The sequence below is a fragment of the Sphingopyxis soli genome, assembly GCF_018682675.1.
Lineage (GTDB): Bacteria > Pseudomonadota > Alphaproteobacteria > Sphingomonadales > Sphingomonadaceae > Sphingopyxis > Sphingopyxis soli.
The window spans coordinates 1-20,990 of the sequence record NZ_JAFMTR010000105.1 but is presented as its reverse complement, the minus strand read 5'-3'; the positions used below and the strand labels follow the sequence as shown (position 1 = coordinate 20,990).

Sequence of the window (20,990 nt, the reverse complement as noted above, 5' to 3'; positions counted from 1 at the left end):
TCGCGGGGTTCGACAGACAGGTCAGCCTTGGCGCTGGCCCTTTACGGAGTCAATCGGCGAGCGCGCGGATTGCGTCGTTTTCGTGGATTTGCACGCCGGAATCGCTCCGCCCGGCCAGCGCGACGATCGCGCGCGCGACCGTTTCGCCCGGAATCGAGCGGTAGCGGCGCAAGGATCCATGCAGCAGCGCGTTGGTCAGCGGTGCCGCGAGCATCGCGATCCCCTCACCGACCCGCGCCGGTCCCTGCCGCTCGCCGGTGAGCAGTCCGGGGCGCAGAATATCGAGCCGCTCGAAGCCGAGCGCACGCAGCCCATCCTCGGTTTCGCCCTTGGTGCGCAGATAGAAATTGCCTGCCTTCGCCGATGCGCCGACCGAACTGACGACGATCGCCTGCCGCGCGCTGCCCTTTTTCGCGGCGCGCGCCGCCGCGAGGACGAGATCGTGGTCGACGGCGCGGAACGCCGCCCGCGACCCGGCCTGCCGGATCGTCGTGCCAAGGCAGGAGATGAAGATCGCCGGTCGTTCGGCGGCGACAAGCTCGCCCCACTGTGCGGGCGGCGCCACCAGCAGCTTGTGCTGCGGCAGGAGTCCGGCCGTTTCGCGCCGCGCGAGAATCGTCAATTGAAGCGCGTCGGCGTTGGCGATAACCGCACCGCCGACCATCCCCGTGGCACCGACGAGCAGCGCGTCAGACATGCGCCAGCGCGTCGGGCACTGCGTCGCGGCCGAAAATCGCGGCGTAACGGTCGATAGCGAAGCGGTCGGTCATGCCCGCAATATAGTCGCCGATATGGCGGATTGTCGCGCATTCTTCGCGGGGGAGGCGCGACGACCAATCGTCGCCCATCAACGAAGGGTCATTCGCATAGGCCTCGAACAGCCGCGCGATCACCTGTTTCGCGCCCGCCGCCGCCGCGAGTTGCGACGGATGGTGATAAAGGTTGGCGTACATGAAACGCTTGAGGTCGCGCTCCTGCCGCGCCAGATCGGGCGAGAAACGGCCCAGCATGCGGCCCGCCGCGCGCACCTCGTCGACATTATCCACCCCTGCCGCTGCGACATTGGCTTCGGTCGCGGCGATCACGTCGTTGACCATGACGCCGATCTGGTCGCGCACCAGCTCGCGGAGCAGCCGGTCGCGCGGCGCACCGGGAAAACGCCCCTCGACCGCCCGGAAATTGGCGGCGACGAACGGCTGGTCCATGAGTTGGTCGAGGTCGAGAAGCCCGGCGCGCAGCCCGTCGTCGATATCGTGATTGTCATAGGCAATATCGTCGGCGACCGCCGCGATCTGTGCCTCGAGGCTGGCGTGGCTCGCAAGGTCGAGCGGAAACGCGCCGTCGATGTCGGCGAGCGCCCAGCCCGGATGGCGGACCGGGCCGTTGTGCTTCGCAAGCCCCTCCAGCGTTTCCCACGTCAGGTTGATCCCGTCGAACGAGGGATAGGGGCATTCGAGCCGCGCGAGCGTGCGCAGCGTGTGACCATTGTGGTCGAAGCCGCCATGATCGCGCATCGCCGCCTTCAGCGCATCCTCTCCGGCATGGCCGAAGGGCGGATGCCCGATGTCGTGGGCGAGGCACAGCGCCTCGGTCAGATCCTCGTTGAGGCCGAGCGCGCGCGCGATGCCGCGCCCGATCTGTGCGACCTCGATACTGTGGGTCAGGCGGACGCGGTAATGGTCGCCGTCGGGCGCGACGAAGACCTGCGTCTTGTGTCGCAAACGGCGAAAGGCGATCGAGTGGATGATGCGGTCGCGGTCGCGCTGGAACATATCGCGCGGCCCGCGCACCACGCGGCCCGGTTCGTCATGCCATCGCCCGCGGCTGCGCGCCGGGTCGCTGGCGCAGGCGGCAACGCTCATTTGATCGGATCGACGTCTTGGCCGGCTTCGCTGTTGAAGAGGAAGCCGTCGCCGCCCGCCTTCTTGTAGCTCGCCAGCCAGTCCTGCGCGGCCTTCTTGTCCTTGAACGGGCCGACGAGCAGGCGGCGCGTCTTGCCCCATTCGGTCGTCGCGCCCGCCTTGCCCTTGAACAGATCGGGGCTCTTCTTCGCGAACTTTCCGAAGTCGGTCGCCAGCGCCTTCGGGTTGGCGCCGGTCGCGATCTGGACCCAGAGACGAGCGGGATTCGCCTTCTTTTCCGCGGCTTCGGCCTTGGCCTTCGCATCGGCTTCCGCCTTGGCCTTCGCCGCTGCCTCGTCCTTCTCGCGCTTCGCGGCCTCGGCGGCATCGGCGCGTCGTTTCTCTTCGCGCAGCTTCGCGAGCGTGTCGGCGCCGATCGCATTGTCGGCCTGCGCAAGCTCCTCGGTCGGAATCTCGATCGAACTGGCGATCGCCGCCAGCGAAGCCAGCGGCGCCGGATCGACGCTCGCCGCGGGCGACGGAGGCGGCGCGGGTGGCGGCGGGGCGGCGGCCGTTTCGACGGCGGCAGCGGGCTTGCCGAGATCGTTGATCGAGAAACCCGGGCCAACCGGACTCTTCGCCGGGTCGGTCGTAGTCGCGGGCGGAACCGTCGATGCCGGCGCCGGGGCGATGACGGCCGCGGCCGGGCGCGGCGGCGAAGGGGTCGCTGCAGGCTGCGTTTCGGCCGGTGCCGGCGCGGGCGCCGGCTTCGGCGTCGGCGAGAATCCCGGGGTATTGGGCTCGGCGCTCGCGAGAGGCGGCTGACGCGCCGCCGTCGAGGTCGGCGCCGGCCTGGGCGTGGGCGAAAAGCCCGGCGGATCGGGCTCGGCGCGGACGGGGACCGGCGACGCGGCCGCGGGTTTCGGCGTCGGCGAAAAACCGGGAGGAAGCGGCTCGGCGCTCGCGAGAACCGGCTGGCGCGTCGCCGTCGGCGCCGCTTTCGGGGTCGGCTTTGGTGTCGCGGCGGGCGGCTTTCCGCGCTTTCCCGTTGCCGCTGGCGCCGGGGTCGGCGGCGGGGTCGCGGCGGCGACCTGCACCGGTTTGCGCGGCGGGCCGAGCTGGCCGCTCGGGAACCGGCCGAAATGGGCGGCCGCCGCTTGCTGCGCGGGGTTGAGCCGATCTAGCTGGACCAGATAGGGGATGATATTCTGCGCGAGCGCGGCGGGCATTGTTGCGTTGACGATCTCGGTCGCTTCGTCGTTGCGGCCGTTGATCGCAAGGATCATCGCGCGCAGGCGCCACGCCGCGCGATCCTGCGCCTTGAGCTGCGGCGTCAGGAACTGGATGGCGCGATCGGGTTCGCCGCTGATTGCCAGCGACAGCGCATAGCGGCGGACGGTTTCTTCGTTCGGCGCGATCGACAAAGCGAGCTGGTAATCGCGCTGCGCCGCATCCTGCTGCCCGAGCAGGTCACGCGCGAGCCCGCGATCGGCAAGGAACAGCCGTTCGGGTGCGCCGAGAAGCTGGGCTTCCCCGAAATAGTCGAGCGCGCGCGTCGGCGTTTCCATATGGACCATCGCCGAACCAAGCGCCGCCTTGATCGCGCCGTCGCGCGGGCTGGCCTGTTCGGCGCGGGTCAGAAAGGTGATCGCCGCGCGATAATCCTCGAGCTCGATCGAGGCGCTACCCGCGTCGAGGAGCGCCGCCGTGTCGTTGGCGTTGGTCGCGAGGCGGCTGACCGCCGAGGACAGCATCGTCCGCGCCGCGGTGCGCTTTTCCAGCGCGGCGCGCGTCGCCGCGTCGGGCGTCGCCGCCTGCATCGCCGCGATCGGCGCCGCGATTCCGGTGCCAAGCAAAAGAGCCCCGACCATGGCAGCGAAGCGCCGCGTCCGCCGGGGCCCGGTCTTCCGTGTCTTGTGCCGCAGGGGCAAGTCAGATCATCCCGCTTGTCGGCCTGCCTTGCCCTGACGGGCGGCCGATCGCTGCCCTGTTACTGGTTGTTCTGGCGGCCGAGGAAACGCGGCAGGTCGACCGCGTCGTCCTTGTCCTCGTCCCGTTCGGCCGCGCCGCCGCCGCGCGAGAGGCGCGACATGCGTTCGAACAGCGTACCGCCGCCAAGCGAGTGCGTCGGCGCCTCTTCGGCAGGAACCGTCGATTCCGGGCCGGCGTCGCCAGCCGGAGCCTCGGGTTCGCTCAGTACCAGTTCGTCGGCGGTATCGTCATAGGTCGCCGCGACCTGCGACAATTCCATCGGCTCCTCCTCTGCCACCTCGGCAGCACGAACCTCGGGCGCTTCGCCGAGCGAGAAGCCGGGCGCAGGATCGCTGGCGAATTCCCCGGGGGCCGTCTCGACCGGCGTTTCTTCGGCCTCGGGTTCGACGAGCACTTCCTCGGCGACCGGCGCAGGCGCCGCGGCACGCGCGGGCTGGAACGAGAAACCGCGCGTCATCGCCGCCGCGGGGGCCGCGACGTCGCCGGTGCCGTCGATGCCGGTCGCGACGACCGACACGCGAATCTTGCCCTCAAGCCCCTCGTTGAAGGCGCTGCCCCAGATGATGTTCGCATCGGGGTCGACCAGCTCGCGGATGTGGTTCGCCGCCTCGTCGACCTCCATCAGGCGCATGTCCTCGCCGCCGGTGATCGAGATGATGACGCCCTTCGCGCCCGCCATCGACACGCCGTCGAGCAGCGGGTTGGCAATCGCCTTTTGCGCCGCCTCGAGCGCGCGGCCATCGCCTTCGGCCTCGCCGGTGCCCATCATCGCCTTGCCCATCTCGCGCATCACGCTGCGCACGTCGGCGAAGTCGAGGTTGATGAGGCCGGGCATGACCATCAGGTCGGTGATGCCGCGCACGCCCTGCTGGAGCACCTCGTCGGCCATCGTGAACGCTTCCTTGAAGGTCGTGTTCGGGTTGGCGACGAGGAAGAGATTCTGGTTCGGAATGACGATCAGCGTGTCGACATGATCCTGGAGCTCGGCAATGCCGGCCTCGGCCGAGCGCATCCGGCGATTACCCTCGAAGGTGAAGGGCTTGGTCACGACACCGACGGTCAGGATGCCGCGGTCGCGCGCCGCCTTGGCGATCACCGGCGCCGCACCGGTGCCGGTGCCGCCGCCCATGCCCGCCGCGATGAAGCACATATGCGCGCCGTTCAGCGCCTCTTCGACCTGGGCGATGCTTTCCTCGGCGGCCGCGCGGCCGACCTCGGGACGCGACCCCGCGCCCAGACCCTGGGTGATCTGCGTCCCCAGCTGGATGCGGCGCTCGGCCGGCGATGCGTTCAGCGCCTGCGCGTCGGTGTTGGCGACGACGAAATCGACGCCCTCGACGCGCGAGGCGATCATGTTGGCGATGGCATTGCCCCCGGCGCCGCCGACCCCGATGACCGCGATGCGCGGCTTCAGTTCATCGACCTGCGGCGGGCCAATATTGATGCTCATCCACTAATCTCCCTGCAGCGGCGGACCTGCGCCGCTTCCCTCACCTTGCGACCCATCCGGACGTCAGTCCCACCGTCCGGCATTCTGGTATTGCATTGCACTATTGTGACCTCGGAATCACCCAAAAAATTAACCTTTTCGCCTACTGGACATCAAAAACTGCTCTTGAGAGCGGCCATCAAACGGTTGATGATCCCGGTGCTCTTCGGCCGGTACACATCCTGCGCCATCATCGGCAGGTCGCGAAGGTCCACCGGGTCGGACGCGGCGTAGAGAACCAGTCCCGCGAGCGTCGCGAAAGCGGGCCCCGAATGCGCATCGGGCAGGCCGTGCAGACCGCGCGGCCGACCGATGCGCGCGGCGCGGCCGAGCGCGCTCTGGGTATAGTCGGCGATCCCTTTCAGATCGGCGCCGCCGCCGACGAGCACGACCTGGCGGCCGACCGGGCCGACGAAATGCAGGTCTTTCAGCGTCCTGCCGACGTCGCCCATCATCGCGTCGAGGCGCTGGCGGATGACCGCAACGAGCTGCGCACGCGTGATGCGCGGCGAGTCCGACCCCGCGGGGGCGGAAGGGTCGAGTTCGATGATCTCGTTATTGTCGCGCGGACTGGCCGAAGCCGAGCCATAGAAGCTCTGGAGCCGCTGCGCCTGACTGCGCCGGATACCGAAGGCCGAGGCGATATCGTCGGTGATGTCGCTGGCGCCGAAGGGCAGCGACGCCATTTCGACCAGCATCCCCCCCGCGTAGAGCGAGACGGTGGTGACCGCCGCACCAAGCTCGACGAGCGCGACGCCCAGGTCGCGCTCCTCGTCCGACAGGCAGGCGAGCCCTGCGGCGATCGGCGACGCCACGACCGCGTTGACGTCGAGATGCGCCTGCCGCACCGCAGCCTCGAGGTTCCGCACCGGCGCGCCGTCGGCCATGATGATGTGGATGTCGACGCCGAGCCGATCGGCGTGAAGGCCGATCGGATTCTTGACCCCGGTGAGGCCATCGAGCGTGTAGAGCGCGGGCTGCGCGTGCAGGATCATCCGTCCCTCGGGGTCGATGCCGGCGCGTCCCGCGGCGAGCAGGTCGTCGATATCCTCCTGCTCGATGCGGTGGCCGCCCAGCTCGCTCTCGATCGGCGCGACATCGCTCAGCAGGCTGCCCGCCGAGAAGCTGACCCAGACGTCGTCGATGTTTAGCCCTGCAATGCGTTCGGCCTGCTCGATCGCCTCGCGCACGATATGCTCGGTCTGTTCCATGTCGGCGACATAGCCGCGCTGGACGCCCCGGCTCTCGCGCTGGCCGGTGCCGAGGACATGGAGCGCACCATCCGCCGTCTGCCCCGCGATCAGCGCGCAGACCTTCCACGACCCGACGTCGAGCGCGGTGATGATCTTTTCGATGCGCGGCGGCGCCATGGCTTATCCTTTCTCCGCCGAGCTGGCCGCGGCAACGGCGTCGACCGCGTCCCGCGCGTCTTCGAGCTTTGTCGGCGCCACCTGCCCTTCGTGCGGCAAGCGTAGCACGAAACGCGACGGGTCGCGCATGTCGAAGCGCAATATGCCGCGCCCGAGCAACCGGTTGGCGCCGTCCATATGGGCGAACCGGGCAAGCGCGGCTTTGGCCTCGCTCTCGCCCTCGGGAAGCGACAGCGTCTCACCGCTGCGGAAGCGCAGATCCCAGCGGCGGTTGCCGACCCAGGTCGCCCCCGCGAGCAGTTCCTTGAGGCTGCTTGCCTCGGCGAGCAGGCGTTCGAGGTCCTGTGCGCGCTGGTTCGCGCGCGGCCCGATGACGAGCGGCAGATCGGGCATCGTCGCGACGCTGACGGGTTCGAGCACGACGCCCTTTTCGTCGATCAGCGACAGGCGATTATTATGCTGCCAGATCGCGGCAGGCGAGCGTTCGACGATGTCGACGACGAGCGTGTCAGGCAGACGGCGCGAGACACGCGCGTCCTTGATCCAGCCATATTGCATCAGGTCGTGACGCACATCCTCCAGATCGACCGCCGCCATCGAGCGGTCTTTCTGCGCGAGCGCGATATCATAGACCTTGAGCCGGTCGATGCGGTCGGCGCCGACAACCTCGACCTTCTTGACCATGAAACCCGCCCGGCCGACCGCCTGCGCATATTCCTCGTGAATTTTCGCGGTGACGCCGGTCGCATGGGCAACGAGCGCGACCATCGCGGCGAGGCCGAGGCCGATCGTCCAGTTGGCGACACGCTGAAGCTGCTGCGGCGATACGGGCAGCGCATTGATCACCGCGTTGAGGCGCGACGTCCGGACCGAGCGCCGCTTCTTCGTCGTGCGCGCGGGGCGCCGCGGCGGTGCCTTGCCGCGCTTGATCTTCGTACTGCTCATGACTTCAGTCTCATGACAGGGCTTCCCCCACGATGCGTTCGACGAGTTCGGCGTAGTCCATGCCGATGGCGCGCGCCTGCTCGGGCACGAGGCTGAGTGGCGTCATGCCGGGCTGGGTGTTGACCTCGAGCAGGAAGATGCCCGCGAGGCCATGCTCGTCGTCCCACCGGAAATCGGAGCGCGACGCCCCCTTGCAACCGAGCAGGCGGTGCGCCTGCACCGCCAGATCCTTCATCCGCTGCGCGATGTCGCCCGGCACCTCGGCGGGACAGACATGCTCGGTCAGCCCCTCGGTATATTTGGCGTCATAGTCGTAGAAACCCGACTTCACACGCAGTTCGGTGACGCCGAGCGCCCGGTCGCCGAGCACCGCGACAGTCAGTTCGCGTCCCTTGATGAAGGGCTCGGCGAGCAGCCGGTCGAACTCCTGCCAGGGACCGACCGCATCGCGCGCAATCGGATTGCCATAATTGCTGTCGTCCTTGACGATCGCGACGCCGACCGACGAGCCTTCGTTGACGGGTTTCAGCACGTAAGGGCGCGGCAGGGGGTCGACTGAAAACAGGTTTTCGCTGTCGACCATCGTCCCCGTCGGCATGGGAATACCATGCGGCACCAGCGCCTGCTTCGTCAATTCCTTGTCGATCGCGATCACCGAGGTGACGAGGCCGCTGTGGGTATATTTGAGGCCCATCAGGTCGAGCATCCCCTGCACGGTGCCGTCCTCGCCGGGGACGCCGTGGAGCGCGTTGAACACGACGTCGGGCTTCGTCTCGGCCAGCCGCAGCGCGACGTCGCGGCCCATGTCGATGCGCGTCACCTTGTGCCCGCGCGATTCCAGCGCGTCGGCGACCCCATTGCCGCTCATCAGCGACACTTCGCGTTCGGCGGACCAGCCGCCCATCAGGACGGCGACATGCCACGGACCCCGGCTCATACGGGCTTACCCACGCGTTGAATCTCCCATTGCAATTCGATGCCGCTCTTGTCCTTGACACGGCGGCGGACTTCCTCGCCGAGCGCCTCGATATCGGCGCTCGTCGCCTCACCGGTGTTGATGAGGAAATTGGTGTGCTTCTCGCTGACCTGCGCGCCGCCGACGGTGAGGCCGCGACACCCGGCCGCGTCGACAAGCTGCCAAGCCTTGTGCCCCTCGGGGTTCTTGAAGGTCGAGCCGCCGGTCTTCGAGCGCAGCGGCTGCGACGCCTCGCGGCTTGCCGAGATGCGGTCCATCTCGGCCTGGATGGCTTGCGTCTCGCCGGGACGGCCGCGGAAGGTCGCGCCGATGACGACGGCGCCGTCGGGCAGCTCGCTGTGGCGGTAGGTGTAGCCGAGGTCGGCAAGCGCAAGCGTGCGGCGCTCGCCCGAACGGAGCACGACGTCGCACTCGGTCAGGATATCCTTGACCTCGCCGCCATAGGCGCCGCCGTTCATCCGAACAAAACCGCCGACGGTGCCGGGGATCGAACGGAGAAATTCCATGCCCGCGATCCCCGCATCGCGCGCGGTCGAGGAAACGAGGATGCCCGATGCACCGCCGCCGCAGCGCAAGGTCGTCGCGTCGATCACCTCGACCTTGGCAAAGGCCTTGCCGAGCCGGACGACAACGCCCGGAAAACCGCCGTCGCGGACGATGAGATTCGAACCGAGGCCGAGCGCCATCACCGGGATGGCCGGATCGAGGTCGCCGAGGAAACCGGCAAGGTCGTCGGCGTCCTTGGGTTCGAACAGCCAGTCGGCGGGGCCGCCCGACTTGAACCAGACGAGCGGGGCGAGCGGTGCCTTCGGCGTCAGCTTGCCGCGCACCGCGGGAAGGGTTTCGGCGGCACTCATACCGCCTCCACCGCGCTGGCCAAACCTGCCGCCATTTTGGTGATGTCGCCCGCGCCGAGGCAGATGACCATGTCGCCGCCGCGCAGGCTGCCCGCCTTGACCCCCCCCGCGACATTCGCTGCGAGTGCGGTCGCGTCGGCAACGGTCGAGGCATGGCGATGGCCGCGATCGCGCAGGCCCGCGACCAATGCATCGGACGAGACACCCTCGATCGGGCTTTCGCCCGCCGCATAGACGGGGAGCGCGAGCACCATGTCGGCGTCGTTAAACGCCTGCTGGAAATCGTCCATATGATCGCGCAGCCGCGTGAAACGGTGTGGCTGGACGACCGCGACGACGCGCCCGGCCCCGGCCCCCTCGCGCGCGGCCGAGAGCACGGCGCGGATCTCGACCGGGTGGTGGGCGTAATCGTCGATCACCGTTACGACGCCGCCTTCGGCCGCGATCTCGCCGACCTTGGTGAAGCGGCGCTTGACCCCGGCAAAGCCGTTGAAGCCCGAGGCGATCTTGTCGTCGCTGACGCCCATGTGCAGCGCGACCGCAACAGCGGCGAGGGCATTCTGGACATTGTGGCGGCCCGACATCGGCAGGTGGATGCCCTCGATCGTCCGGCTGTTGCCGTCGCGGTCGCGCACGACGACGTCGAAGCGATTGCCGTCGGGGCCGGGCGTCACATTGGTGCCGCGCACGTCGGCCTGCGCCGAAAAGCCGTAGGTCACGATGCGGCGGTCGCGGATGCGCGGGATGATCGCCTGCACCTCGGGGTGGTCGAGACAGAGCATCGCCGCGCCGTAAAAGGGCACATTCTCGATAAACTCGACGAAGGCGTCCTTGATCGCGTCGAAGCTGCCATAATGGTCGAGATGTTCGGGATCGATATTGGTGACGACCGCGATCGTGCCGTCGAGGCGCAGGAAGCTGCCGTCGCTCTCGTCGGCCTCGACCACCATCCAGTCGCTCGCCCCGAGGCGCGCGTTCGAACCATAATTGTTGATGATGCCGCCGTTGATCACCGTCGGGTCGATCCCGCCCGCATCGAGCAGCGCCGCGACGAGGCTGGTCGTCGTCGTCTTGCCGTGCGTGCCGGCGATCGCGACGGTCGACTTCAGACGCATCAGCTCGGCGAGCATTTCGGCGCGGCGGACGATGGGGATGCGGTGCGCGAGCGCCGCCTCGACCTCCGGGTTGCCGCGCTTGACCGCGGTGGAGGTGACGACGACCGCGACGCCGTCGACGTTCGACGCATCGTGGCCGATCGCGACCTTGATCCCGCGTTTGCGCAGACCCTCGACGACATAGGAGTCGGCGATGTCGCTGCCCTGCACCTGATAGCCGAGATTGTGCATCACCTCGGCGATCCCCGACATGCCAATGCCGCCGATGCCGATGAAGTGGATGACGCCGATATCGGTCGCAACGCCGCGCATCAGCGTTCTCCCGCCCGCGTCGCGGCGACGCCGGACGCAACCGCAGCGCCGCGCGAAGGCGATCCGACGCGGATCACGTCCATCATCGGCGGCGCCGCGAGCGATTCCACCAGATCGGCAAGGTCGCGCGTCGCATTCGGCAGGCCGCAGCTCGCGGCGCGCTCGGCCGCCTCTTCGAGCGCGCCGGGTTCGAGCGCCATGCGCTGGATATGCTTCGCGACCCCGGCGGCGGTAAAATCGGGCTGCTGAAACGAAATCGCCCCGCCTGCCTCGACCAGATCGACGACATTATAGGTCTGGTGATTGTCCATCGCGTGCGGATAGGGAACGAAGATCGCGGGGCGCCCGGCGCAGGCGAGCTCGGCGACGGTCGATGCGCCCGCGCGGGCGATCACCAGATGCGCCCAGCGCAGCCGCTCAGGAAAATCCCTGATGTAGGGTGCGCATTCGGCAGCGACGCCGAGTTCGGCATATTTGGCGCGCACGGTTTCGATATCGTCCTCGCGGCATTGCTGGACGACCTGCAGCCGGTCGAGCAGCGCGCGCGGCAGCATCGCGATTGCCGCGGGGACAACATCGCTCAGCACGGTCGCCCCCAGGCTGCCGCCGACGACGAGCAGGCGGACGATGCCGTCCTCGGGCAGCGGCGGGAAGCCGTCGTCGCGGATCGCGATGATTTCGTCGCGCACCGGGTTGCCGGTGATATGCTTCTTGAGCTCATGCCCCGCCGGAAAGCGCTGGATATGGCGATAGGCAACCGCCACCGCATCGACGCGCGGCGCCATCAACCGGTTGACGCGGCCGAGCACTGCATTCTGTTCGTGGATGACGCGCGGGCGGCTGGTCGCACCCGCCGCGAGCAGGCTGGGAAGCGATGGGTAGCCGCCGAAGCCGACGACGACCGCGGGGTCGAATTCGCCGATCAGGTCGATGGCCATGCGGCGCCCCTTGCGGATCGCGAGCGCCGCCTTGACCCAGCCGACGGGGCCGCCCGACACGCGGCCGGCGGGAAGGACATGCGTTTCGAGCTCGGCAGGGGCGCCCGGAATCTTGAGGCCGCGATCGTCGCTGACCAGCGCCACGCGATGCCCGCGCGCGATCAGCTCGCCCGCGAGGGCATAGGCGGGCAGCATATGCCCCCCGGTTCCCCCGGCGGCGAGGAGGAAGTGGCGGGTCGCTGTCATTTATTGTTCCAGTTGCGGGTGAGGGACACCCGCGCCGCATAGGGGTTCCGGCGGGTCAGCGACAAGAGCAAACCCATGCCGATCGACAAAGCGATGAACGACGAGCCGCCATAGCTGATGAAGGGAAGGGTCATGCCCTTCGACGGGAACAACTGGGTGTTCACCGCCATATTGATCGTGGCCTGTCCGCCGAACTGCGCAATCAGCCCCGCGACCGCGAGGATCAGGAAGCTGTCCTCCTCGTCGAGCAGGCGGACCAGCACGCGGACGATGATCGCGAGAAACAGCACCGCGATCGCGATGCAGGCGATGATCCCGAACTCCTCGCCGATCACCGAGAAGATATAGTCGGTGTGCGCTTCGGGCAGCTTGAACTTGGCGAGCCCCGCACCGGGTCCGGAGCCGATCAGCCCGCCGGCAGTGATCGTCGCGTGCGCCTTGTCCTCCTGGAAACTGTCGCCCTCGCCGAACAGCCAGCTGTTGATGCGCTGGTGCGCGACCGAATAGGTGAAATAGGCGACGACGATCCCGGCAAGACCGCTCGCGGCGAGGACGCCGATGATCCGCATCGAAAGCCCCGCGACCATCACGAGCACCAGCCAGGTGCCGATGAAGATAATCGTCTGGCCAAGGTCGGGCTGGCCCATCAGCAACACCCCGATGACGCCCGTGAGCAGGAAGGACAAGGGCACGACGGGAAGGCTCTGGTCGTGGAGGCGCAGCGACAGGATCCACGCAAGCGTCACCGCGAAGAAGGGCTTCAGAAACTCGGAAGGCTGGAGGCGGAAGATGCCGCTGCCAAGCCAGCGCTGCGCGCCGTTCACCGTCGTGCCGATCAACGGCACGAGGAACAGCAGCGCCATGAAAACGATCGTGCCATAGATGGCGAAGCGCCGTGCCTGCGCCTTGGGCAGCATCGACACCGCGAGCATCACCGGGACGCCGACGACGACCCACATGAGCTGGCGATAGAAATAATAGAGCGGGTCGAGGCTGGCGGTCGCGGTCGACAGTTTCTGCGCCGCCACGGGCGACGCCGCGGCCACCGCGACGAGCCCGGTCGCGATCAGCATCGAGACGAGCAGCAGCAAGACGCGGTCGATTTCCCAGAACCACAGGCCAAGCGGGGTGCGGTCGGCGCGGCTCAGGCGCGGCCCGCGCCGCTTCGCCGTCCGCGTCGTTGCCGCGATCACCGGTCGTTCGGCTGCATCCATCGGTTCGGTTCCCCCGCGCATATCGTCACTCATGCTCCAGCGCCCGGACAAGCTCGCGGAACATGTCCCCCCGCTGCTCATAATCCTTGAACTGGTCGAACGAGGCGCAGGCCGGCGAAAGCAGCACGACGTCGCCCGGCGCGACCAGCGCCGCCGCCTGCCCCACCGCGGCCGCAAGGTCGCCCGAGCGCTCGACCGGGATCGCGTCGCCGATCTCGGCCGCGAAGGCGTCCATCGCTTCGCCGATCAGATAGGCGCGCTTGACGTGTCCGAACCAGGGACGACAGGCGGAAAGCCCGTCGCCCTTGGCCTGCCCCCCGGCAATCCAGTGAAGACGCTGGTCCGGCGCCGGCGGGAAAGCCGCCAGCGCCGGTGCAGCGGAAGCCGCGTTGGTCGCCTTGCTGTCGTTGAACCAGCGGGCACCATGGGCTTCGCCGACCAATTCCATCCGGTGCGGGAGCGATTTGTAGGTCGCGAGCCCCCGCTCGATCTGTTCGTCGTCGAGTCCGAGCACGCGGCAGACCGCGATCGCGCAGACGGCATTCTGCGCATTGTGCGGGCCCTGCAGCGCGGGCCAGCGCGCCTGATCGGCGGGATCGATATCCTTTGCCGAGACGCGATGGAGACGATGATTGATGCGCCCCGCAATCATCCGCGACGGATCGTCGTCGGTCGCGACGATCGCGACCTGATCGCGGTGCTGGAGGCCGAAGAGCCGCGCCTTCGACGCGGCATAACCCGCAAAGCCGTCGTAGCGGTCGAGATGGTCGGGGCTGAGGTTCGTCAGCACCGCGACGTCGCAGGCTAGGCTATGCGACAGGTCGATCTGGTAGCTCGACAGCTCGAGGACGTAGACGCCGACGCCGTTTTCATTTGGGATCAACGGTTCGCGGCTGAGGATCGGCAAGCCGATGTTGCCGCCCATCAGGGTCGGCAAGCCCGCGCTTTCGAGCATGTGGGTGACCAGCGCGGTGACGGTCGACTTGCCGTTGGTGCCGGTGATGCCGACGACCTTGTGCGGCGGCAGATCGCCCTCCGCCTCCGCAAAGAGTTCGATGTCGCCGATCACGGGCACGTGCGCCGCGCGCGCGTGCGCGGCGATCGGGTGGCGGTTGAGCGGCACACCGGGCGAGACGACGACGCCCGCAAAGCCGATCAGGTCGATATCGAGCGGATTGCCGATGTCGGCGCCCAGCGCCATCGCATCGTCGCGCGCCTCCTCGCGGTCGTCCCATGCGGTGACCCCCGCGCCGCTGGCGATCAGCGCCTCGACGGTCGCCAGCCCCGAGCGCGCCAGTCCCAGCACCGCGTAACGGCGGCCGGCAAAGACGCGCGAGGTGATCACCGGAGCTTCAAGGTCGCGAGCCCCGCGAGCGCGAGGACGATCGAGACGATCCAGAAGCGGATGACCACGGTGGATTCGGGCCAGCCCAATTGTTCGAAATGATGGTGGATCGGCGCCATGCGAAAGACGCGCCTGCCCGTCCGCTTGTACCAGAAGACCTGGATGATCACCGACAGCGCCTCGACCACGAACAGCCCGCCGACGAGGACCAGGACGAGCTCGTGCTGCGCGGTCACCGCGATCGTCGCGAGCGCGCCGCCCAGCGCGAGGCTGCCGGTGTCGCCCATGAACACCGCCGCCGGGGGCGCGTTGAACCACAGGAAGGCGAGGCACGCGCCGATGATGGCGGCGGCGAACACCGCAAGTTCACCCGCGCCGGGGACGTGCGGGATGCCGAGGTAGCCAGCGAACTTCACGTTGCCCGACAGGTAGACGATGACGAGGAAGGTCAGGCTGGCGATGATCACCGGGAATGTCGCGAGCCCGTCGAGCCCGTCGGTGAGATTCACCGCGTTGCCGAAACCGACGATCAGCACCATCGCGAAAACATAATAGAGCGGGCCCAACGGGATCACGATGCCGCTGAAGAAAGGCAGATACAGGTCGGTGCCGGTGCGCGACACGATCAGCAGCACCGCGACCCCGGCGATCAGAAATTCGACCAGCAGGCGCACGCGCCCCGGAATCCCGCGGTGGCTGGATTTCGTCACCTTGTCGAGATCGTCGAGAAAGCCGACGAGCGCAAAGCCACCGGTCACGAAGATGCACGCCCAGACGAAACGGTTCGACAGGTCCATCCACAGCAAAGCCGAAATCATAAGCGAAATCAGGATCATCAGCCCGCCCATCGTCGGCGTGCCCTTTTTCGCGAGGTGGCTCTGCGGGCCGTCGTCGCGGATCGGCTGCCCCTTCCCCTGCCGCATCCGCAGCATGAGGATGAAGCGCGGCCCGATCCAGAGGCCGATGATCAGCGCCGTGGCGACCGCCGCGCCCGAGCGGAAGCTCAGATAGCGGATGAGATTGAGAACCCCCGGAAAGCCAAGCCATTCCGCCAGCCAGTACAGCATCAATAATCCCCGTTGGTCAGCGCCGTCACGACATGCGACAGGCCGACGCTGTTCGACCCCTTGACCAGCACCGTGTCGCCGGGGCGGATCAAGTCCTTCAGCCGCCCAGTCGCGGCCGAGTGCGCGGCCACATGCTCGAAATCGATACGCCCCTCAAGCGCTTTGGCGAGCGGCGCCATCTCTTCGCCGACAAGCAGGGCGAACTGCACCCCGGCCGCGACGAGCGGAGCCGCGAGCCCCCGGTGATAGGCCTCGCTGCCCGGGCCAAGCTCGCGCATCGCACCGAGAATCGCGATCCGCCGGTCACCGGATTCGGTCGCCAACTGGCCGATCGTTGCGGCCATCGAAGCAGGATTGGCGTTGTAGCTCTCGTCGATGACGAGGATATGGCCGCCGGGAACCGGCACCCGATGACGCGCCCCGCGCCCCGCGAGCCCGCCCATCTCGGCAAAGGCGAGCCCCGCCGCGGGCAGGTCGCCGCCGACCGCCTTCACCGCCGCGAGCACCGCCATGGCGTTCGACACCCAATGCGCGCCCGCCTGCGCGATGGTGAAGCAGAGAAGCGCATCCTGCACCTGCGCGGTGACGAGCGAGCCGCCCTGCCCGTCGGAAAGCCAGTCGACCGCGCGGACGTCGGCGCCCTCGCCCAACCCGAAGCTGACGATATGCGCGGCGTGCTGTTCGGCCTTGGCGCGGAGGCGGGCGTAATGCGGGCTGTCGAACGGCACGATCGCGGTGCCGCCGGGTTCGAGCCCTTCGAAAATCTCGCCCTTCGCGTCGGCGATCGCCTCTTCGCCGCTGAAGAACTCCATGTGCGCGGGGGCGATGGTGGTGACGATCGCGACGTGCGGCCGCACCATGCGGGTCAGCGCCGCGAGCTCGCCGGCATGGTTCATCCCCATCTCGAACACGCCGAAGTCGGCGGTCGAGGGCATGCGCGACAGGCTGAGCGGAACGCCGACATGATTGTTGTAGCTTTTGACCGAGCGGTGCGCCTTGCCGGGCCGGAAGCGATCGAGCGCGGCGAACAGCGCCTCCTTCGTCCCCGTCTTGCCCGCCGAGCCGGTGACGCCGATGATCCGGCCGTGGCTGCGCGCGCGCGATGCAATGCCCAGCGCGTTCAGCGCCGCCGCGCTGTCGGCGACGCGGACGTGCGGGTGGTCGATTTCGGTCTCGCAGACGATGCCCGCGGCTCCCGCGGCGATTGCCTTGTCGATGAACTTGTGGCCGTCGGTCGCTTCGCCCTTCATCGCGATGAAGAGGTCGCCCTTCGTCACTTCGCGCGAGTCGAAGGCGACGCCGTTTACGGTGAAGTCGGAAGCCGCGGTCCCGCCGGTCGCCGCAGCGATGGCGCGTGCGGTCCAGAGCGCGGTCATGCCGCCTCCTCGCGCGCGACCGCGACGTCGTCGAACGGAATGACCCGCATTTCCTCGCCGCGCCCGACGATCTGGCCCTGTTCGTGCCCCTTGCCCGCGATGCAGACGATGTCGTCGGCGCGAGCCTCGGCAATCGCGGCGGCGATCGCGGCGCGGCGGTCGCCGATGACCTCGGCGCCCGGCGCGCCCTCGGCAATCGCGGCACGGATCGACGCCGGATCCTCGCCGCGGGGATTGTCGTCGGTAATGATCGCTATATCGGCCTTGGCGGCCGCCACACGGCCCATCTCGGCCCGTTTCGCCTGGTCGCGGTCGCCGCCCGCGCCGAAAACGAGGATCAGACGGCCTGCCGCATGGGGACGCAACGCGTCGAGCGCCGCCTCGATCGCATCGGGGGTATGCGCGTAATCGATATAGACCGGCGCGCCGGCCCTGGTGATCGCGGCGCGCTCGAGGCGGCCGCGTACCGGCTGAAGCCGTGCAAGGTTCGAAAGCGTCTGGCCGACATCGCCGCCGGTCGCGATGACGAGCCCCGCCGAAACGAGCGCGTTCGCGACCTGATAGGCGCCGATCAGCGGTAGATTCACCTTTTGCGTGAGGTCGCCCGCCGCGATGACGAGCGACTGGCCGAGCTGGGTCGGTTCGCGCGAGACGAGGCGAAGCGCCTCGCCATGCGCGCCTACGGTCAACAGGCGTACGCCGCGTGCCTTCACCGCTTCGATCACCGGCGCCGAATATTCGTCGTCCGCCCAGACGACAGCCGCGCCATCCTGCTCGACCACTTCGGTGAAGAGGCGGCGCTTGGCGGCCAGATAGGCCTCCATCGTGCCATGATAGTCGAGATGGTCGTGGCTGAGATTGGTGAAGGCCGCCGCCTTCACCGTCAGTCCCTCGGTGCGGTACTGGTCGAGCCCGTGACTCGACGCCTCGAACGCCGCATGCGTCACGCCCTCGGCGGCCAGCCCCGACATATTCGACAGGAAGGTGACGATGTCGGGGGTCGTGAGTCCCGTGGAGGCGCTGTCCTGCGACGTCGTGATGCCGAGCGTCCCGATCGACGCGGCGTTGAAGCCCGCCATGCGCCAGAGCTGGCGCGTCATCTCGACCGTCGAGGTCTTGCCGTTGGTTCCCGTCACCGCCACGCAGGTCGCCGGGAAGCGATGGAAAAAGCGCGCCGCGATATGCGCGAAGGCGCGGCGCGGATTGGCGTCGGCGATATGAACCGCGCCCTCGACCCTGGCCTCGGGCCGCGCGACGATCGCAATGGCGCCGGCAGCGATCGCGGCCGGGATGAAATCCTCGCCGTTGAATTTCTCGCCGACGAAGGCGCCGAAGATCGTGCCCGGCGCGACCTTGCGATGGTCGATCGCGAGGCCGGTCACCACCGGACCCTCGCCTGCCGCGCCATGATCGCCGAGCAGCGCGGAGAGACGCATTATTCCCCCTCCCCGTCTCTCCGTACGAGCGGAATGAGTTCGGATACGTCGACATCGCGGCTTTCGTCGGGATAGACGCCCAACATCGGCCCCGCGCGCATCACCACTTTCCTGACCACCGGCGCTGCGGTCCAGCCGGCGGTGCGCTGGCCCGAGCTATAGGCATTGCCCTTCGGCTCGTCGACCATCGCGATGACGACATAGCGGGGATTGTCCATGGGGAAGGCGGCGGCGAACGTCGCGACGACCGAGCTGCGACGGTAGCCGCCGACCCCCGGCTTTTCAGCCGATCCGGTTTTGCCCCCGACCCGGAAACCCGGTGCATCGGCCTGCTTGCCGGTGCCGTCGGTGACGATGAGGCGAAGAAGCTGGCGCATCCGCGCGCTGGTCGACGCCTTGAACACGCGGCGGCCCGGCGGCGGCGCCTTGTCGCCCAGCTTTTCGAGCGTCGCGGGGCGCCAGAGGCCGCCATTGACAAGCGCGGCATAGGCGCTGGCGAGATGCAACGGGGTGACGGCGATGCCATGGCCATAAGCGGTGGTCATCGTCGACAGGCGGCCCCATTCTTTGGGCCACAGGGGAAAGGCGCGCTCCTTGAGTTCGATCTCCGGCCGCTTGTTGAATTCGAGGCTGCGGAAGAGCGCTTCCATCTTTTCGCGCCCGAGTTCGTCGGCGATGCGCGCGGTCGCGATGTTCGAGCTCTGGATCAGCGTTTCGGGGACATTGTACCAGCGGCCGGGATGGCTGTCGCGGATGCGGAAGCCCGCGATCGCGAGCGGCTGGCTGGCGTCATAGCGGCGCGCCATGCTGGTGACGACGCCGTCGTCGATCGCAGCGCCGATCGACAGCGGCTTGAACGTCGACCCGAGTTCGTAGAGATTATAGGTCACGGCGTTCCGGCGGGCGGGCGCGTCGGCGGCGACCAGCTTGTTCGGATTATAGGTGGGGAGCGAGGTCATCGCCAGCACCTCGCCGGTGTGGACATCCAGAATGACGCCCGCCCCGCCGATCGCTTCGAGGTTCGTGACCGCGTTGTAAAGCTCGCTCTCGAGTATTCCCTGGACGCGCGCGTCGATCGACAGCGTCAGCGGCTCGCCGCGCGTCGCCTTGTCGGTCAGCCGCTTGTCGAACGCGCCCTCAATGCCGGTGACGCCATGACCCTCGGCATCGGTGAAGCCGAGGACGTGCGCCGCGAGCGTGAGCTGCGGATAGAGCCGTTCCTTCTCGCGCGGGAAGTCGAAGCCGACGTCGCCGATCGCGTTCACCGCCGCGACCTGGTCGGGCAGCGCGCGGCGGCGGATATAGGTGGGTTTCGAACCCGAAAGCTTGGCGACGAATTCCTCGCGCGGCGTGTCGGGGAAGATCTTGACCAGTTCGTCGGCCAGATATTGCCGGTTGTTGAGCAGCTTCGATGGCACGACGCGGATCGAATAGCCGTCGATCGTCCGCGCCAGCGGCACGCCGTTGCGATCGACGATATCGGCGCGTGCGGGAATGAACGCCGCCGAGCCATTGCCGTGCCCCGACGAGGTGTCGAACAGCGCGAAATAGAGCAGGCGCACCGAAATCAGGAAAAACGCCGCCATGAACAGCAGCATCAGCATCATCAGACGCTGCTGCGCGGTCAGCAAGATCTGCTGACGCACCCCTGCGGTTCGGACCCGGGTCGGACGGACGACCAGCGTGTTCATTGGGCGGACTTGCCCTCCTTCGCTTCGCGCGCCGCCGCCTTCTTGAGGTCGGCGAGCGTCGATTCGGCGAGGAGTTGGTCCTCGATCATCTTCAGCTGTTCGCGCCGGCGGGTCGGCGCCATGCGCGGCGCAACGTCGCTGCGGACGCCGGCTTCGGCCTGCGCAAGGATAACGGGCTTGGCGGTGACCGGCTTGGCCACAGGCTTTGCACCCGCGTCCCCGGTTACGGCAGGCGTCGCGGCGGGCGCGCCCACCGGGCTGACCATGGCCATCAGCACCGGGGCGACGTCATTGGCGCCGCGGGCGCGCGGCAGACCGTCGAGCGAAGCGAGCTGGCGTTCGTTCGCGAGATATTGCGAGGCCGACGGCGCCGAATAGCCGAAGCTTTCCGCGTTCCACTGTTCGAGCTGCCGCATCGAAGCGCGCACCGCGAGTTCGGATTCGAGATAGCGGATGTTCGCCCGCGTCCGGTCGATCTGCCGCTCGACGCGCGTCAGCTCGCTGCGCGTCGCCGCCACCTTGAGCGAGACGGGGTAGAGCATCATCGCGAAGATGAGCACGAGCAGGACCAGGCCGATCCCCTGTAGCTTGCGCGCCGCCATCAGCATGACATGGACTCCTTCGTCGAATTTTCGGGCCAGGCGGGGGCCGAGGTGCGCACCGCGCTGCGCAGCGTCGCCGAACGCGCGCGCGGGTTGCGCGCTTCCTCCGCCTTGCCGGGGCGCACCTTGCGCGCCGGGGTATGGAAAGTTGCGGCCCGCGCGGGGGTTGAACGCGCGG

Annotated in this window: 17 protein-coding genes and 1 pseudogene; all 18 read right to left on the bottom strand. The window is 68.1% G+C overall.

Features of this window, described 5'->3' with window-relative positions; genetic code table 11:
• Window positions 1–49 precede the first annotated feature (49 nt).
• Window positions 50–697 (bottom strand): Rossmann-fold NAD(P)-binding domain-containing protein, encoded by a 648-nt coding sequence (locus J1N50_RS15945; RefSeq protein WP_215355505.1) that lies wholly within the window; start codon window positions 695–697, stop codon window positions 50–52.
• Window positions 690–1,862: a deoxyguanosinetriphosphate triphosphohydrolase gene (locus J1N50_RS15940; RefSeq protein ID WP_215355503.1), complete on the bottom strand. Its 1,173-nt coding sequence runs from the start codon at window positions 1,860–1,862 to the stop codon at window positions 690–692. The genes J1N50_RS15945 and J1N50_RS15940 overlap by 8 nt, the downstream gene beginning before the upstream one ends.
• On the bottom strand, window positions 1,859–3,712 hold the full coding sequence (locus J1N50_RS15935; protein ID WP_215355501.1) for a tetratricopeptide repeat protein: 1,854 nt from the start codon (window positions 3,710–3,712) through the stop codon (window positions 1,859–1,861). Before J1N50_RS15935 ends, J1N50_RS15940 begins: the two co-directional genes overlap by 4 nt.
• A 119-nt stretch (window positions 3,713–3,831) precedes the next feature.
• On the bottom strand, window positions 3,832–5,283 hold the full coding sequence (gene ftsZ / locus J1N50_RS15930; RefSeq protein ID WP_215355499.1) for a cell division protein FtsZ: 1,452 nt from the start codon (window positions 5,281–5,283) through the stop codon (window positions 3,832–3,834).
• Window positions 5,284–5,435: 152 nt separating this feature from the next.
• A complete protein-coding gene (ftsA, locus tag J1N50_RS15925; protein ID WP_058454620.1) occupies window positions 5,436–6,692 on the bottom strand; it encodes a cell division protein FtsA in 1,257 nt (418 codons plus the stop codon).
• Window positions 6,693–6,695: 3 nt separating this feature from the next.
• Entirely contained in the window at window positions 6,696–7,637 is a 942-nt protein-coding gene (locus J1N50_RS15920; protein ID WP_215355497.1) for a cell division protein FtsQ/DivIB, read from the bottom strand.
• A gap of 10 nt (window positions 7,638–7,647) precedes the next feature.
• Window positions 7,648–8,574 carry a D-alanine--D-alanine ligase gene (locus J1N50_RS15915; protein ID WP_215355495.1) on the bottom strand — a complete coding sequence of 309 codons (927 nt, stop codon included), beginning with the start codon at window positions 8,572–8,574 and terminating at the stop codon, window positions 7,648–7,650.
• Window positions 8,571–9,470, bottom strand: a complete 900-nt coding sequence (murB, locus tag J1N50_RS15910; protein ID WP_215355492.1) for a UDP-N-acetylmuramate dehydrogenase — start codon at window positions 9,468–9,470, stop codon at window positions 8,571–8,573. The genes J1N50_RS15915 and murB overlap by 4 nt, the downstream gene beginning before the upstream one ends.
• The gene (gene murC, locus J1N50_RS15905) at window positions 9,467–10,897 is read right to left on the bottom strand and encodes a UDP-N-acetylmuramate--L-alanine ligase (RefSeq protein WP_215355489.1); all 1,431 of its coding nucleotides are present in this window, start codon (window positions 10,895–10,897) and stop codon (window positions 9,467–9,469) included. Before murC ends, murB begins: the two co-directional genes overlap by 4 nt.
• Window positions 10,897–12,081 carry an undecaprenyldiphospho-muramoylpentapeptide beta-N-acetylglucosaminyltransferase gene (gene murG, locus J1N50_RS15900; protein ID WP_215355487.1) on the bottom strand — a complete coding sequence of 395 codons (1,185 nt, stop codon included), beginning with the start codon at window positions 12,079–12,081 and terminating at the stop codon, window positions 10,897–10,899. The genes murC and murG overlap by 1 nt, the downstream gene beginning before the upstream one ends.
• Window positions 12,078–13,328, bottom strand: a complete 1,251-nt coding sequence (locus tag J1N50_RS15895) for an FtsW/RodA/SpoVE family cell cycle protein (RefSeq protein ID WP_215355485.1) — start codon at window positions 13,326–13,328, stop codon at window positions 12,078–12,080. The genes murG and J1N50_RS15895 overlap by 4 nt, the downstream gene beginning before the upstream one ends.
• The gene (gene murD / locus J1N50_RS15890; RefSeq protein WP_215355483.1) at window positions 13,321–14,640 is read right to left on the bottom strand and encodes a UDP-N-acetylmuramoyl-L-alanine--D-glutamate ligase; all 1,320 of its coding nucleotides are present in this window, start codon (window positions 14,638–14,640) and stop codon (window positions 13,321–13,323) included. Before murD ends, J1N50_RS15895 begins: the two co-directional genes overlap by 8 nt.
• A complete protein-coding gene (gene mraY / locus J1N50_RS15885; protein ID WP_215355481.1) occupies window positions 14,637–15,707 on the bottom strand; it encodes a phospho-N-acetylmuramoyl-pentapeptide-transferase in 1,071 nt (356 codons plus the stop codon). The genes murD and mraY overlap by 4 nt, the downstream gene beginning before the upstream one ends.
• A complete protein-coding gene (locus tag J1N50_RS15880) occupies window positions 15,707–17,083 on the bottom strand; it encodes a UDP-N-acetylmuramoyl-tripeptide--D-alanyl-D-alanine ligase (protein ID WP_215355479.1) in 1,377 nt (458 codons plus the stop codon). Before J1N50_RS15880 ends, mraY begins: the two co-directional genes overlap by 1 nt.
• Window positions 17,080–18,519, bottom strand: a complete 1,440-nt coding sequence (locus tag J1N50_RS15875; protein ID WP_215355477.1) for a UDP-N-acetylmuramoyl-L-alanyl-D-glutamate--2,6-diaminopimelate ligase — start codon at window positions 18,517–18,519, stop codon at window positions 17,080–17,082. The genes J1N50_RS15880 and J1N50_RS15875 overlap by 4 nt, the downstream gene beginning before the upstream one ends.
• Window positions 18,519–20,210: a peptidoglycan D,D-transpeptidase FtsI family protein gene (locus J1N50_RS15870; RefSeq protein ID WP_215355475.1), complete on the bottom strand. Its 1,692-nt coding sequence runs from the start codon at window positions 20,208–20,210 to the stop codon at window positions 18,519–18,521. Before J1N50_RS15870 ends, J1N50_RS15875 begins: the two co-directional genes overlap by 1 nt.
• The gene (locus tag J1N50_RS15865; RefSeq protein WP_215355473.1) at window positions 20,207–20,818 is read right to left on the bottom strand and encodes a hypothetical protein; all 612 of its coding nucleotides are present in this window, start codon (window positions 20,816–20,818) and stop codon (window positions 20,207–20,209) included. The genes J1N50_RS15870 and J1N50_RS15865 overlap by 4 nt, the downstream gene beginning before the upstream one ends.
• Window positions 20,812–20,990, bottom strand: a pseudogene (locus tag J1N50_RS17875) (16S rRNA (cytosine(1402)-N(4))-methyltransferase RsmH); the annotation flags it as partial. The pseudogene J1N50_RS17875 and the gene J1N50_RS15865, both read right to left, overlap by 7 nt.

What these genes read in the sequence shown, in the direction of transcription:
- J1N50_RS15870 (WP_215355475.1), bottom strand. Translation starts at nt 20,210, where the DNA reads ATGAACACGCTGGTCGTCCGTCCGACCCGGGTCCGAACCGCAGGGGTG.
- J1N50_RS15875 (WP_215355477.1), bottom strand. Translation starts at nt 18,519, where the DNA reads ATGCGTCTCTCCGCGCTGCTCGGCGATCATGGCGCGGCAGGCGAGGGT.
- murB (WP_215355492.1), bottom strand. Translation starts at nt 9,470, where the DNA reads ATGAGTGCCGCCGAAACCCTTCCCGCGGTGCGCGGCAAGCTGACGCCG.
- J1N50_RS15945 (WP_215355505.1), bottom strand. Translation starts at nt 697, where the DNA reads ATGTCTGACGCGCTGCTCGTCGGTGCCACGGGGATGGTCGGCGGTGCG.
- ftsZ (WP_215355499.1), bottom strand. Translation starts at nt 5,283, where the DNA reads ATGAGCATCAATATTGGCCCGCCGCAGGTCGATGAACTGAAGCCGCGC.
- mraY (WP_215355481.1), bottom strand. Translation starts at nt 15,707, where the DNA reads ATGCTGTACTGGCTGGCGGAATGGCTTGGCTTTCCGGGGGTTCTCAAT.
- J1N50_RS15865 (WP_215355473.1), bottom strand. Translation starts at nt 20,818, where the DNA reads ATGCTGATGGCGGCGCGCAAGCTACAGGGGATCGGCCTGGTCCTGCTC.
- ftsA (WP_058454620.1), bottom strand. Translation starts at nt 6,692, where the DNA reads ATGGCGCCGCCGCGCATCGAAAAGATCATCACCGCGCTCGACGTCGGG.
- J1N50_RS15940 (WP_215355503.1), bottom strand. Translation starts at nt 1,862, where the DNA reads ATGAGCGTTGCCGCCTGCGCCAGCGACCCGGCGCGCAGCCGCGGGCGA.
- J1N50_RS15935 (WP_215355501.1), bottom strand. Translation starts at nt 3,712, where the DNA reads ATGGTCGGGGCTCTTTTGCTTGGCACCGGAATCGCGGCGCCGATCGCG.
- murC (WP_215355489.1), bottom strand. Translation starts at nt 10,897, where the DNA reads ATGCGCGGCGTTGCGACCGATATCGGCGTCATCCACTTCATCGGCATC.
- J1N50_RS15920 (WP_215355497.1), bottom strand. Translation starts at nt 7,637, where the DNA reads ATGAGCAGTACGAAGATCAAGCGCGGCAAGGCACCGCCGCGGCGCCCC.
- J1N50_RS15915 (WP_215355495.1), bottom strand. Translation starts at nt 8,574, where the DNA reads ATGAGCCGGGGTCCGTGGCATGTCGCCGTCCTGATGGGCGGCTGGTCC.
- J1N50_RS15880 (WP_215355479.1), bottom strand. Translation starts at nt 17,083, where the DNA reads ATGACCGCGCTCTGGACCGCACGCGCCATCGCTGCGGCGACCGGCGGG.
- murG (WP_215355487.1), bottom strand. Translation starts at nt 12,081, where the DNA reads ATGACAGCGACCCGCCACTTCCTCCTCGCCGCCGGGGGAACCGGGGGG.
- J1N50_RS15895 (WP_215355485.1), bottom strand. Translation starts at nt 13,328, where the DNA reads ATGAGTGACGATATGCGCGGGGGAACCGAACCGATGGATGCAGCCGAA.